The sequence below is a fragment of the Variovorax gracilis genome, assembly GCF_030317115.1.
Lineage (GTDB): Bacteria > Pseudomonadota > Gammaproteobacteria > Burkholderiales > Burkholderiaceae_C > Variovorax > Variovorax gracilis.
The window spans coordinates 122,560-136,055 of record NZ_JASZYF010000001.1 but is presented as its reverse complement, the minus strand read 5'-3'; the positions used below and the strand labels follow the sequence as shown (position 1 = coordinate 136,055).

Annotated in this window: 11 protein-coding genes and 1 tRNA gene; 6 read left to right on the top strand and 6 right to left on the bottom strand. The window is 66.0% G+C overall.

All coding sequences use genetic code 11. The features are described from left to right. Positions 1 to 11: 11 nt before the first annotated feature. The 5 genes from QTH97_RS00665 to QTH97_RS00645 all read right to left on the bottom strand — a co-directional run bounded on the left by QTH97_RS00665 (position 12) and on the right by QTH97_RS00645 (position 4,977). A complete protein-coding gene (locus tag QTH97_RS00665; protein WP_286566041.1) occupies positions 12 to 1,820 on the bottom strand; it encodes an outer membrane protein assembly factor BamB family protein in 1,809 nt (602 codons plus the stop codon). 286 nt (positions 1,821 to 2,106) lie between these two features. Continuing rightward, positions 2,107 to 2,183: transfer RNA gene (locus QTH97_RS00660), tRNA-Pro, on the bottom strand. Between the two features lie 50 nt (positions 2,184 to 2,233). Then, the gene (locus QTH97_RS00655) at positions 2,234 to 2,938 is read right to left on the bottom strand and encodes a glutathione binding-like protein (protein ID WP_286566040.1); all 705 of its coding nucleotides are present in this window, start codon (positions 2,936 to 2,938) and stop codon (positions 2,234 to 2,236) included. A gap of 71 nt (positions 2,939 to 3,009) precedes the next feature. After that, positions 3,010 to 3,270: a UBP-type zinc finger domain-containing protein gene (locus QTH97_RS00650; RefSeq protein WP_286566039.1), complete on the bottom strand. Its 261-nt coding sequence runs from the start codon at positions 3,268 to 3,270 to the stop codon at positions 3,010 to 3,012. Positions 3,271 to 3,300: 30 nt separating this feature from the next. Then, positions 3,301 to 4,977: an FAD-dependent oxidoreductase gene (locus QTH97_RS00645; protein WP_286566038.1), complete on the bottom strand. Its 1,677-nt coding sequence runs from the start codon at positions 4,975 to 4,977 to the stop codon at positions 3,301 to 3,303. Between the two features lie 137 nt (positions 4,978 to 5,114). Between QTH97_RS00645 and QTH97_RS00640 the strand changes: the two genes are divergently transcribed. From QTH97_RS00640 to QTH97_RS00630, 3 genes are all read left to right on the top strand, one after another. Then, entirely contained in the window at positions 5,115 to 5,978 is an 864-nt protein-coding gene (locus tag QTH97_RS00640; RefSeq protein ID WP_286566037.1) for a GNAT family N-acetyltransferase, read from the top strand. Between the two features lie 114 nt (positions 5,979 to 6,092). Further along, positions 6,093 to 8,231: a polyphosphate kinase 1 gene (gene ppk1 / locus QTH97_RS00635; RefSeq protein WP_286566036.1), complete on the top strand. Its 2,139-nt coding sequence runs from the start codon at positions 6,093 to 6,095 to the stop codon at positions 8,229 to 8,231. A gap of 5 nt (positions 8,232 to 8,236) precedes the next feature. Next, the gene (locus QTH97_RS00630) at positions 8,237 to 8,698 is read left to right on the top strand and encodes a SixA phosphatase family protein (RefSeq protein WP_286566035.1); all 462 of its coding nucleotides are present in this window, start codon (positions 8,237 to 8,239) and stop codon (positions 8,696 to 8,698) included. Between the two features lie 13 nt (positions 8,699 to 8,711). Here QTH97_RS00630 and QTH97_RS00625 read toward each other — a convergent pair whose 3' ends face one another. Continuing rightward, positions 8,712 to 10,232 (bottom strand): Ppx/GppA phosphatase family protein, encoded by a 1,521-nt coding sequence (locus QTH97_RS00625; RefSeq protein WP_286566034.1) that lies wholly within the window; start codon positions 10,230 to 10,232, stop codon positions 8,712 to 8,714. 245 nt (positions 10,233 to 10,477) lie between these two features. On the opposite strand from QTH97_RS00625, the gene pstS reads away from it, so the two are divergent. Genes pstS through pstA form a run of 3 tightly spaced genes read left to right on the top strand, consistent with a single transcriptional unit; the run spans position 10,478 to position 13,496 of the window. Further along, positions 10,478 to 11,521: a phosphate ABC transporter substrate-binding protein PstS gene (gene pstS, locus QTH97_RS00620; RefSeq protein ID WP_286566033.1), complete on the top strand. Its 1,044-nt coding sequence runs from the start codon at positions 10,478 to 10,480 to the stop codon at positions 11,519 to 11,521. Between the two features lie 23 nt (positions 11,522 to 11,544). Then, positions 11,545 to 12,615 (top strand): phosphate ABC transporter permease subunit PstC, encoded by a 1,071-nt coding sequence (gene pstC / locus QTH97_RS00615; RefSeq protein ID WP_286566032.1) that lies wholly within the window; start codon positions 11,545 to 11,547, stop codon positions 12,613 to 12,615. After that, positions 12,612 to 13,496: a phosphate ABC transporter permease PstA gene (gene pstA, locus QTH97_RS00610; protein WP_286566031.1), complete on the top strand. Its 885-nt coding sequence runs from the start codon at positions 12,612 to 12,614 to the stop codon at positions 13,494 to 13,496. Before pstC ends, pstA begins: the two co-directional genes overlap by 4 nt.

Here is a 13,496-nt window from a genome sequence, read left to right as displayed (position 1 = left end):
GATGTCCCGTTTCACTTCTTTGCCGCGGCGCTGTCGAGGCCCAGGATGACCACCTTCGCGCGCCTGGGCTTCGTCGGCCAGGCGACCATCGTGAAGCCATCGGCCACGGCCACCTTCTGGACGCCATCCACGGCGTATGTGATCACGCCGCCTGCGATACCGCCGCCTGTTTCGAGCGGCCCGCCCCAGAGTTTCTGGCCGGTGGAGGAGTCCAGCGCGTAGAAGTTGCCACCGAGATCAGCGAAGAACACGATTCCGCCGGCCGTCGGCGTGATGGCGGCAACGATCGGATAGTTGGACTTGACGCGCCATTTCCAGACCCCGGTGTCGGCGTCGCTGGCATAGATCCACCCGGCCCAGTGTCCGTCGGTGGGGTCCTCCTTGCCGAACATGTTGATCGGGTTGTACGTCGCCATGCCGGTCCAGGGCTGCCCTGCGGGCGCGGAGCGCAGTTTCTCGTCGGTCTTGATCGTCACCGTGTCGCACCAATCGACGGTACCGGTGATCACGAGGTTCGTGGTGGGGTCGAATCCCGGGGTGTTCCATTCGGTGCCTCCCACCGGCCCCGGACAGAAATGAACCTTCTGGCCGACGGCGAACGCGCCCTCCACATTCTCGACCGTGGTGACCGGCACGCGGTAGAGCAGGTTGTTGGTGGCGAGGTCGTAGCCATAGAGGTGCCCGTCCTTCGGCGCGACCGTCATGAGCTGTTTTCCGCCCATGGTCTGATGCAGGATGGGCGGAGCGGACACGTCCCAGTCGTGCCAGTCTTTTTTCACGACCTTGAAGTTGTTCTTGAAGTCGCCCGTCTTGGCGTCTAGCACCACGACCGAGTCGGTGAAGAGATTCGTGCCTTCGCGTGCGCCCGAGGCGAAGTCGGGGGCCGGATTGCCTCCGGGGACGTACAGCAAGCCGTTCTTGATGTCCAGCGTGTACGAGGTCCACGTCCCGCCGCCGCTGATGGGGATGCCTGGCGCGTTGTTCCAGGTCGTCGTGTCGAGCGGCGACTTGCCCACGGGACCACGGACGACGTCGCCCTCGACCTGAGGCACGAGGAAGAACTGCCAGACGACCTTGCCGGTCTTTCCATCGAGTGCGTAGACCTTGCCTCTGCCGCCCTTGTAGTCGCCGCCGGCATTGCCGACGAAGACGAGGCCATCCCATGCGATCGGCGCCGACGGGACCGACTCGCCGCGTTGGCGATCGCAGATCGTCGTCTCCCACACTTGCGTGCCGGTCTTGAAATCGAAGGCCAGCACCCGACAGTCCTGGGTGCCGCGAAACAGCAGGCCGTCCATGTAGGCCGCGCCGCGGTTGGCAGGAAGGAGCGCGCCGGGATAGTCGAGGTGGGTGCGCCAGTTCTCGGCGCACGTGGCGGGGTTGATGGAAAAGATATCGAACTCGGCGGTGCCGATCAGTGCGTTGTTCACCATGATCAGGCCGGATTCGAAGGCGGTGAACATGCCGAGGTCGTAGGTGCACTGGACCTTCAGGTTTGCAACGTTCTTCGCGTTGATCTGGTCGAGCGGCGAGTAGCGCTGCGACGTCGGAGTCCTGTTGTAGCTTGGCCAGTCCCCAGCCGCCGCGTTGGGCCACGCCGCGTCGGCGAGAGGCGGGGAGGACCCCGCCGCCGCGGGTGCCTTGTAGGCGGGGTTCTGTTCGATGGTCAGTGCGCCTGCCGGCGTGGACAGCGTCTTGAGCGCGTTGAGTCCCATGCCGCCGTAGGTCGTCATCTGCACCGGAAACTTGACGTAGAGCAGCCCTGCGATGGCCGCGCCTGCCGCAACGAGCACGCCTGCAACGACGAGGATCTTTTTCATGCTTCTGATCCGATCTTGAAAGACGGAAAATGACGTGAAAGCTGATCGAGAACGCGCGGCCCGAATTCCGACGCATCGGGTGTCACCGGGACTGGACGGGTACTGTCGAGACTCCGCCACGGCGGCCACGTGCCAGGGATTGTCGAAACAAGGCGTCCGAGCCCGCAATCCGGGCGGTCACGTAATGCACGTACGTGCCAAGCCGCGAAAGCGCTTGTGCGGGGGTTGATTCCCCAATGAAAAAGGCCGCCAGGAAATTCATCCTGACGGCCTCTTTATCAACTGATGGTCGGGGCGAAAGGATTCGAACCTTCGACCCTCTGGTCCCAAACCAGATGCGCTACCAGGCTGCGCTACACCCCGACGAGCCTTCGATTCTAACCTTTTTGGCGAGCCCTTTTCCGACCGACTGCTCAGCGACGCTGATATTGCGTCTTGCCGAACAGGATTTCGCGTTCCTTATCGCCGGTGATCGGTGTGCGCAGCTCGGCCAGTACCTTGACGCCGCGTTGCACCGCGGGGCGCGCGGCGATGCCGTCGAACCACTGCTTCAGGTACGGATAGTCCGCGAGAACGATGCCCTGGTTCTCGTGGCTTCGCAGCCAGGGAAAGATGGCGATGTCGGCGATCGAATAGGTCTTGCCGGCGATGAACTTGTGGGTCGAAAGCTGCTTGTCGATCACGCCGTAGAGGCGCTTGGCCTCGTTCGAATAGCGGTCGATCGCGTAGGCGATCTTCTCGGGCGCGTAGTTGCGGAAATGATGGGTCTGGCCAAGCATCGGGCCGACGCCGCCCATCTGGAACATGAGCCACTGAAGGACTTCGTAGCGTGCCCTGTCGCCGGCCGGGAGGAACTTGCCGGTCTTGCCGGCCAGGTACACGAGGATCGCGCCGGACTCGAAGAGCGAGATCGGCTTGCCGTCCGGCCCCTCGGGGTCGGTGATGGCGGGAATCTTGTTGTTGGGGCTGATCTCCAGGAAGGCCGGCTCGAACTGGTCGCCCTTGCCGATGTTGACCGGGTGAGCGCGATAGGGGAGGCCGCATTCCTCCAGCATGATGTGAATCTTGTGGCCGTTGGGCGTGGGCCAGGAGTAGACGTCGATGGGTGCTTGGGGCATGTGTCTGGATCCATGGGTGATGACAAGGCCGGCCAGCATAGCCCTCGCGGGTCTTCCGTGCAGGGGACGGACTAACCGACCTGGCTCCTGTGCGCGAAGCACCACATCCAGTCCTCGTCCCGTTCCAGGGATGCGATGACGGCGTGTCCCGTGGCTGCATAGTGCCGGCTGGCATGCCTGTTCTTCGACGAGTCGCAGCAGCCCACGTGGCCGCAATGGACGCACAGGCGCAGGTGCACCCACTCGTCGCCAGCGGCCAGGCATTCCTCGCAGCCGGCCGAGGTCGGCGGGACGATCACGTTCGGTACGTGGGAGCAGGGGTACACGGGCATGGAGACTCCTTGGTGACTTCGTGAAGCGGATCAGGCCGTGGTCGCCGCCGATGCCAGGTGCTGGTGAATGAGCGCAACCACTGCGGCGCCTTCGCCGATGGCGCCGCCGACGCGCTTGACCGACCCGGAGCGCACGTCGCCGACCGCGAAGACGCCGGGCACGCTGGATTCGAGCGCGGCGGCGGTTTTCGCCGGAAATCCGCCGCGGGCCTCCTGGCCCGTGAGCACGAAGCCATGCTTGTCGAGGGCGACGCCGCAGCCTTCGAGCCAGTCCGTTTCAGGGACGGCGCCGATGAAGAGAAAGATGTTGCGGGCAGGGCAATCCTCCTCGCTGCCGCTGAGGCGGTCGCGCCAGGTGGCGCCGTTCAGCCCGCTGGTCGGTTCGCCGTGCAGGTGAACGAGTTCGGTGTGCGGGCGCAGCGAGATGTTGGGCGTGGCCTCGATGCGGTCGATGAGGTAGCGCGACATCGTCGCCGCCAGCGAAGGCCCGCGCACCAGCACGTTGACCTTGGCGGCGTGCTGCGACAGGAACACCGCCGCCTGCCCGGCCGAGTTGCCGCCGCCGACCAGGGCAACCTCCTGCTGCGTGCACAGCTTGGCTTCCAGCGCGGAGGCCCAGTACCAGATGCCGCGGCCTTCGAACTCCGCGAGGCGCGGCACCTCGGGGCGGCGGTAGCGTGCGCCGCTGGCGATCACGAGGGTCTTCGAACGGAGCTTCCGTCCATCGACGAGCTGGACCGAGACTTCGCCCTGCGATTCGGCAAGGCTGCAGTCCAGCGACAAGACCTGTGCCGGGATCAGCATCTCGACGCCGAACTTCTGCGCCTGCACATAGGCCCGGCCAGCCAGGGCGCCTCCGGAAATGCCGGTGGGGAAGCCGAGGTAGTTCTCGATCCGCGCGCTGGCGCCGGCCTGTCCGCCGAAGGAGCGGCAGTCGACCACGATGACGCGCAAGCCTTCCGAGGCCGCATACACGGCAGTTGCCAGCCCGGCGGGGCCGGCGCCGACCACGAGCACGTCGAACAGGTCTTCGTGCTCGATGCTGTCGACCATGCCGAGGCAGCGTGCCAGCGCATGCTCGGTCGGGTTGGGCATGACCGAGCCGTCGGGGCATACCGCCAGCAGCTCGGATTCGCCGTATTGCTCGAGCAGGGCAGCGGCGTCGCTGTCCTGCGTGGCGTCGACCACGTGATAGGGGTAGCCATTGCGTCCGAGGAAATTCTCCAGCCGCAGCACCGCGGCCGATTGCGGCGGACCGATCAGCACCGGGCCGCTGGCGCCGGATTCGATCAGCGCCACGCGCCGCAGGATCATGGCGCGGACCAGGCGCTCGCCGAGGTCGGCTTCCGCGATGATCAGGGCGCGCAACTGGTCGGGCGGCACCAGAAGCGTCTCGACGTCGTCCTCCGCATGGCCGTCGACCAGCGCGGGACGCCCTGAAAGCTGCGCGATCTCGGCGAGGAAATGGCCCGGCCCCTGCTGTTCGATGGGAACCACATGGCCGAGCCCGTCGCGCTGCGTGATTGTCACGGTGCCTTGCAGCACGACGAACATCCCGGGGCCGGGCTCGCCGGCCGTGAAGAGGCAGTCGCCGCGGCTGTAGCGCCGCACGGTGCCAAAGCGCCGGATCCGGCCGATGTCGGCGGCGCTCAGCACCGGGAACATCTGGTGGCGGCGGGTCTCGACCTCGATTCTTTCGGTAGCCATCAAGAAAACTCCAGTGGACGAATCTCCGGAATTAAAGCTGATGCGGCGCCGGTTCGTGCGCGTCATCCATTTGCCATCGAAACGACACGCTTGTTTCACCGCAGGTCCCGAGACTCCGTCGGCAGAAAGGGTCTCGCATGAAAGAACTACCCACGCCCACGTTTCCGTTTTCGCAATTGGGCCTGCGCGCTGCCTTGTGGCCTGCGCCTCATCCGGTGCAGGACCCTTCAGCAATACCCGTGCCTCAAGCGGCGGAGCCGGCCGGCGACACCACCGGCGGCATCAGCGTGAGTTGGGCGCGTCATCAGGATGACGTCCGCGCCGCGCAACGTTTGCGTTACGAAGTGTTCGCAGACGAGATGGGTGCGCGCCTGGCGACGCCGGTGGAAGGCCACGACATCGACCTGTTCGACGACTTCTGCGAACACCTGCTGGTCCGCGAAGTGTCCACGCAGCGGGTCATCGGCACCTATCGCGTGCTGACGCCGGCGCAGGCCCGGCGCGTCGGCAGCACCTACAGCGACACCGAATTCGACCTGACGCGCCTGCGCGACCTGCGCGAGCGCATGGTCGAACTCGGCCGGAGCTGCGTGCACGTCGACCACCGCCAGGGTGGGGTGATCCTGGCCCTCTGGGGTGCGCTGGCCGGTTTCATGAACCGCAACAAGCTCGACACGATGATCGGCTGCGCCAGCATCCCGATGTCGCACAACGGCGTGACCAGCGGCGATGCGGCAGCCAGCATCTGGCGGCAGCTTTCGGCCACGCACATGGCGCCTATTCAATACCACGTGCAGCCGCGCCTGCCCCTGCCGGTGCATCGCCTGGACAACGAACTCGACGTGGAGCCGCCCGCGCTCATCAAGGGCTACCTGCGCCTGGGCGCCAAGGTGCTGGGGCCGCCGGCCTGGGACCCGGACTTCAACAGCGCCGACCTGCCGATGCTCATGCGCATCGAAGACCTGCCGGCGCGCTACCGGAAGCACTTCCTCGGCCATTGAGACAGTGCCGGAAAGCCGTCACGCTTTTGTCATGTAAATGTCACATCGGCGGCAGACACTGTCATGCTTTGGTTTTTGAGTGTTTCCGTGCCGGCTGACCCAGAATTCTTTTCCATGCCGCCTGCCATCAGCGACAGGTTGACTGTTGCCGTCGAGCCGGTCGTGACGCTGCTCGACCGCGATCACAGCATCCTCGCGTTCAACGAGCGCGTGCTCGACTGGGCGTACCGGCCGGAAGTGCCCCTGATCGAGCGGCTGCGCTATCTGTGCATCGTCTCGTCGAACCTGGACGAGTTCTTCGAGGTTCGCGCCGCCCCGCACCTGGGTGCGAGCGTGGCGGGCGACCGCAAGGGCAACTACACGGTCGAATCCTTCGAGCGGCTGGCCGAAGCGGCGCATTCGCTGGTGGCGCGGCAATACGCGCTCTACAACGACGAACTCATCCCGACCTTTGCGAGCAAGGGCATCCAGGTCATCTCGCACGGCGAGCGCAATCCGGCGCAGCGCAAGTGGGTGCATGAGTATTTCGAGCGTGAAGTGCGGCCATTGCTGATTCCGGTCGGACTGGACCCGGCGCACCCCTTTCCGCAGGTTGCCAACAAGTCGCTCAATTTCATCGTGCGCCTCAGCGGCAAGGACGCCTTCGGCCGCGAGAACCCCATCGCCATCGTGAAGGTGCCGCGCGTGCTGCCGCGGGTGATCCGCATGCCGGCCAAGGTGTCGGGCGGCAAGACCCTGTTCATCGCACTGTCGAGCATCGTGCGGGCGCACCTGTCGAGCATGTTCCCGGGGCGCGAGGTGGGCGAGTTCTCGCAGTTCCGGGTGACGCGGCATTCCGACCTGGCGGTGGATGAGGAAGACGTGAAGAACCTGCGCACGGCGCTTCGGCAGGGCCTGCAGCACCGCCACTACGGGCAGGCCGTGCGGCTGGAGGTCTCGGCGAGTTGCGCCGAGTCGCTGTCGAACTTCCTGCTGGCGCAGTTCAACCTGCCGCCACAGGCGCTGTATCGGGTGCACGGGCCGGTCAACCTGGCCCGCCTGACGCAACTGATCGACCTGCTCGACGAGCCGCAGCTTCGTTTTCCGCCGTACCAGGCTTCCTATCCGGTCACCCTGTCGCCAGGCCAGTCCTTCTTCGACAGGCTGCAGCGGGGCGACGCACTGATCCACCAGCCCTTCGAAAGCTTCGAAGGCGTGCTGGCCTTTCTGCGGGAAGCGGTGCAAGACCCGGATGTGCTGGCGATCAAGCAGACCATCTACCGCACCGGCACCGACTCCGAGATGATGGACCTGCTTCGCGAGGCCGTGCGCCGCGGCAAGGAAGTGACGGTGGTGGTGGAGCTGAAGGCGCGTTTCGACGAAGAGGCCAACATCAACTGGGCCGAGATGCTCGAATCGATCGGCGCGCAGGTCGTCTACGGCGTGGTGGGCCTGAAGACGCACGCGAAGATGCTGCTCGTCACGCGCCGCGAGGGCAAGCAGATGCGGCGGTACGGGCACCTGTCCACCGGCAACTACAACCCGCGCACGGCGGCGCTCTACACCGACATCAGCCATCTGACGGCCGATCCACTGCTCACGTCCGACATGGAGGCCGTGTTCGTTCACATGGCGGGACAGAGCCGGCTGCCCAAGCTGAATCGCATGTGGCTCGCGCCTTTCGACCTGCACCGCAACCTCTTGGCCCGCATCGACGCGCTCGGCGCGGCGGCGGCAGCCGGCGAGCCTGCGCGCATCGTCGCGAAGATGAACGCCCTCACCGACGAGGACCTGATCGCCGCGTTGGTCAGGGCAGGTCAGAAGGGCGTGAAGATCGACCTGATCGTGCGCGGTGCCTGTACTCTGCCCGCCCGCGTGCCGGGTCTCACGGACAACATCCGGGTTCGTTCGGTGATCGGCCGCTTCCTCGAGCATTCGCGCGTCTTCTATTTCCGCCAGGCGCAGGACGAATCGCTCTATCTTTCCAGCGCCGACTGGATGAACCGCAACATGATGCGGCGCATCGAGCTGGCCTGGCCGGTGACCGATCCGGTGCTGCGCCAGAGGCTCATCGACGAATGCCTGGTGGCCTATCTGCACGACGGGCGCGACGCATGGGACCTCGGGCCGGATGGCGCCTACCACCGCGTCTACCAGGACACGCACGCAGGGGAGGAGGGCGCTTCGCGCGCCATCGAAGCCCACGGCGCGCAGACCGCCCTCATGAACCGCTACGCGTCGCGCGGGCTTCGCCGCGCCGCATCACGGGATTGACTCACATGGATTTGATTTTCTGGCGCCACGCCGAGGCCGAGGACTGGACCGAAGGCTGCGACGACATGCAGCGTTCGCTGACATCGCGCGGCGAAAAGCAGGCCAAGCGGATGGCGGCGTGGCTCGATCGCCAACTGCCTGATGGCACGCGGATCATCTGCAGCCCGGCCCGCCGTTGCGAGCAGACCGCCCTGGCGCTCGGCCGCAAGTACAAGCTGCGCGGCGAACTCGCGCCCGACACCACGCCGGATGCATTGCTCGGTGCGGCGGGTTGGCCGAACGGCAAGTCGGTGGTGCTCATGATCGGCCACCAGCCATCGCTCGGCCAGGCCATCTCGCTGCTGCTGGGCCTTCAGCAGGACAGTTGCCCGGTGCGCAAGGGCGCGGTCTGGTGGATTCGCACCCGCGAGCGCGATGGCGACGTGCAGACCGTGGTCGTCACGGTGCAGGCGCCGGAACTGCTGTAGGAGCCGGCTGCGCTCAGCAGCCCGAGAGGCCGACGCGCCAGCTGGTCTTCTGCCAGGCCAGCACTTCTTCGCGCAGGAGGTGGGCCGATTGGGGGTACAGGTCGGACCATCCCGGCCGGCAGGCCACGGTGAAGACCCTGCCGCCGCCCGGCCGTGCAAGCCGCAGGCCTTCCAGGTCGGGATCGCGCCGTGCATGGCACAGCAGCACGGCGAGCCGCAACGCCAGCAGTTGCGAGACGAAGGCCTCGTCGTCCAGCGAGGTCTCCAGCTTTCGAAGTTTGCCCCGGTGGCCCAGCACCAGCTGGCTCAGCAGGTGCATCTCGTTCACCGCGAAACCCGGCGCGTCCGCGTTGTCCAGGATGTAGGCGCCGTGCTTGTGATACTCGCTGTGAGAGATCTGCGCGCCGATCTCATGCAGTTGCGCGGACCAGCCGAGCTTGCGCAGGGATCGTCCGGCCCGGCTGGTCGTGCTGCCGCCACGCGCGGCAGGGTCGAGCTGCACAAACAGCGCGGCCGCCGTTTCGCCGACCCGCTTGGCCTGTGCGGCGTCGACGGCGAAGCGGTTGGCGAGGCGCGCCACGGTCGTGGTGCGCAGGTCGGCGACGATGTCGTCGCGCTCCAGCAACTCGTACAGCACACCGTGGCGAAGCGCGCCCTGAGCGACCTTCATCTCTTCGATCTCGAGCAGGTCGAACACGGCGCGCAGCACGCTCACGCCGCCGCCGATCACCGCTTTGCGGTCCTCGCGCATGCCTTCGATGCGCAGGCGGTCGGCGCTGCCGGCCTTGAGCAGGCGGTCGACCAGCCAGTCCAGCCCGTCGCGGGTGATCAGTCCCGGCTCGCCGCCGGCCAGCGTCAGCACATCGCCCACGGCGCCGATGGTGCCCGAGGCGCCGTAGACCACGTCCCAGCGATCGGGCACATAGGTACCGAGCGCATCGTCGAGCACCGCCTTGGCGGCGACTTCGGCCGCGCGGAACGCCGAGGTCGTGAACATGCCCTGCGGAAAGTGCTTCATCGACCAGGCGACGCTGCCGACCCGGTAGGACTCCATCGCCTCGGCTTCGAGCGCCCGGCCGATGATCAATTCGGTGGAACGTCCGCCGATGTCGACCACCAGCCTGCGCTCGCGGTTGGAGGCATCGGTCTGGGGCAGGGTGTGCGCGACGCCCTGGTAGATCAGGCGGGCTTCCTCGCGGCCGGTGATGACGTCGATGCCGAAACCCAGAATGGTGCGCGCGCGCAACAGGAATTCATCGCGGTTGCGGGCCTCGCGCAAGGTCTGGGTCGCCACGGCGCGGACCTGGGAGCGCTTGAAACCGGCAAGCCGCTCGCCGAAGCGGGCGAGCGCGTCCCAGCCGCGCTGCATGGCTTCGGGGGTCAGGTTGCGTGCTTCGTCGAGGCCATTGCCTTGGCGAACGGTCTCCTTGAGGTACTCGGTGCGGTGGATCTGGCCATGGTCGACCTGGCCGATCTCCAGGCGATAGCTGTTCGAGCCGAGATCGACCGCGGCGAGACGGGTTCCGTTTTGCATGTTGAAGTGGGAAGGGCGGGGCCTGATCGTAGCGCCCTGGCCGCGGGCGCCTGCGTCAACCGGTATCCCGGCAGGGAGACAAGGCTAGAGGCGGCGCATGACGGTTGTGTGACAGCGTCACGGGGGAGTGCACGGAAAACGTTGGTTTTCCCTCTGTGGGCGAGTGTCATCGGGCTGTCACACAAGCTTTCTAGAGTCCGTGCCAAGCCCCGCAGGGGGACCTTGTGCAGTTCAAAGGAAGCATCATGAAAACGACGTTCAAATTCGCAGCCGCCGGCCTCCTGGCCATGGCTTTCGCCCACGCTCCGGCCTTTGCCCAGGATGCAGCCACCGGCGCCGGTGCCAGCTTCCCGGCGCCGCTCTACTCGAAGTGGGCCTCCGACTTCAACAAGGCCACTGGCGCCAAGATCAACTACCAGTCCGTCGGTTCCGGCGCAGGCATCAAGCAGATCGACGCGAAGACGGTCGATTTCGGCGCTTCCGACATGCCCCTGACCGACGATGAGCTGAAAACCAAGGGCCTGATGCAGTTTCCCACTGTCATCGGCGGCGTGGTTCCCGTGGTCAACATCCAGGGCATCAAGCCCGGCGAGCTGAAGTTGAGCGGCGCGGTTCTCGGCGACATCTACCTGGGCAAGATCACGAAGTGGAACGACCCTGCGATCAAGGCCCTCAACGCCTCGCTCGCGCTTCCCGACGCCGCCATCGCCACGGTGCGTCGCGCCGATGGTTCGGGCACCACCTTCCTGTTCACGAACTACCTGAGCAAGGCCAATCCGGAGTGGAAGACCAAGGTCGGGGACGGCACGGCCGTCAACTGGCCCAACGGCGCCGGCGGCAAGGGCAATGAAGGCGTCGCGGCCTTCGTGAACCGCCTGCCGAACTCGATCGGCTACGTCGAATACGCCTACGTCAAGCAGAACAAGATGACGTACGCGCAAATGCAGAACAAGGACGGCAGCTTCGTGTCTCCGGACGACTCGGCCTTCAAGGCCGCCGCTGCAGGTGCCGACTGGTCGAAGACCTTCTATCAGGTGCTGACCGACCAGCCGGGCAAGGATTCGTGGCCCATCACCGGCGCGACCTTCATCCTGATGCACAAGGCGCAGGACAAGCCCGCGCAAGCCGCCACGACGCTCCGCTTCTTCGACTGGGCCTACAAGAACGGCGACAAGACCGCCGCCGAGCTCGACTACGTGCCGATGCCCGACAAGGTCAAGAGCGTGATCGTCGTCGCCTGGGGCGATATCAAGGACGCGTCGGGCAAGCCCGTCGCCGCGCTCAAGTAAGCCAACAAGAACGGCGCGCGGCCATGAGCACTCCGCTTGATCGCGCGCCGCTTTCGGAGCGACCTGTGTCATCCACTTTCCCTGCAAGTGCCAATCCGCTCGACCTCGCTGCCGAGCGCGCCCGCGCCACCGCGAGCCCGCCGCCGGCCAAGCGGCCGCGCACCGGCGCCACCACCGACCGCCTCTTCGGCTGGGCCGCCAAGGGCGCGGCGTTGCTGACGCTGGCGATGCTCATCGGCATCCTCCTGTCCCTGCTGGTCGGCGCCTGGCCCGCCATCTCGAAGTTCGGCCTCGGCTTCCTCACCAGCAGCGTGTGGGATCCGGTGCAGAACGAGTACGGCGGCCTGGTGATGATCTACGGCACTCTGGCCACCTCGCTCATCGCACTGGTGATCGCCGTGCCGGTGAGCTTCGGCATCGCGCTCTTCCTCACCGAGATGTCGCCGGCATGGCTCAAGCGCCCGCTCGGCACGGCGATCGAACTGCTGGCGGCCGTGCCGTCCATCGTCTACGGCATGTGGGGCTTGCTGGTGTTCGGGCCGATCCTGTCCACCTACGTGCAGCAGCCGCTGCAGAAACTGTTTGCCGGCGTGCCTTACCTGGGTGCGCTGGTGTCGGGGCCTCCCGTGGGCATCGGCATCCTGTCGGCGGGCATCATCCTCGCGATCATGATCATTCCGTTCATCGCCTCGGTGATGCGCGACGTGTTCGAGGTGACTCCGCCGTTGCTCAAGGAATCGGCCTACGGGCTCGGCTCCACCACCTGGGAAGTGGTCTCGAAGGTCGTGCTGCCCTACACCAAGGCCGGCGTGATCGGCGGCATCATGCTCGGCCTCGGCCGCGCACTGGGCGAGACGATGGCCGTCACCTTCGTGATCGGCAACACCAACCAGCTCAATTCACTCTCGGTTTTCGAGGCGGCCAACAGCATCACCTCGGTGCTGGCCAACGAGTTCGCCGAAGCCGGGGCGGGGCTGCACCAGGCCTCGCTGATGTACCTGGGCCTCGTGCTGTTCTTCATCACCTTCGTGGTGCTGTCGCTGTCGAAGGTGCTGCTGATGCAGATGCGCAAGAGCGAAGGGACGAAATCGTGAGCACCGCCGAACGACTCCTGAACGCCAAGGCGCTCGACGAGACCCGCGCATCCAAGTTCGCGGGGCGCAAGCGCCTCAACATCATTGCCCTGACGCTGTCGATGGCCGCGATGGCCTTCGGCGTGTTCTGGCTGATCTGGATCCTGTGGGAAACGCTGCGCCTGGGCATCGGCGGCCTGACGATCGCCACGCTCACCGAAATGACGCCGCCGCCGAACGAGGCCGGAGGCATCGCGAATGCGATCTTCGGCTCGCTGGCGATGGTGCTGCTCGCCACCTTCGTCGGCACGCCGATCGGCATCATGGCCGGCATCTACCTGGCCGAGTACAACCCCAAGGGCTGGCTCTCGAACATCGTCCGCTTCGTCAACGACATCCTGCTGTCTGCACCGTCGATCGTGATCGGCCTGTTCGTCTACGCGGTGGTGGTGGCGTACTTCAAGTCTTTCTCGGGCCTGGCTGGTGCGATGGCGCTGGCGCTGATCGTGATCCCGGTCGTGATCCGCACGACCGAGAACATGCTGCAACTGGTGCCCGCCGGCCTGCGCGAAGCGGCCTATGCCCTGGGCACGCCGAAGTGGAAGGTCATCCTGAGCATCACGCTGCGCGCCGCGCGTGCAGGGGTGGTCACCGGTGTGCTGCTGGCCGTGGCGCGCATCGCCGGCGAGACCGCGCCGCTGCTCTTCACCGCGCTCAGCAACCAGTTCTGGACCTCGGACATGTCGCAGCCGATGGCCAGCCTGCCGGTGACGATCTTCAAGTTCGCGATGAGCCCGTACGAGAACTGGCAGCAGCTGGCCTGGGCCGGCGTGTTCCTGATCACCGTCGCGGTGCTGGCGCTCAACATCCTCGCGCGGGTCCTCACGCGCAACAAACTCTGA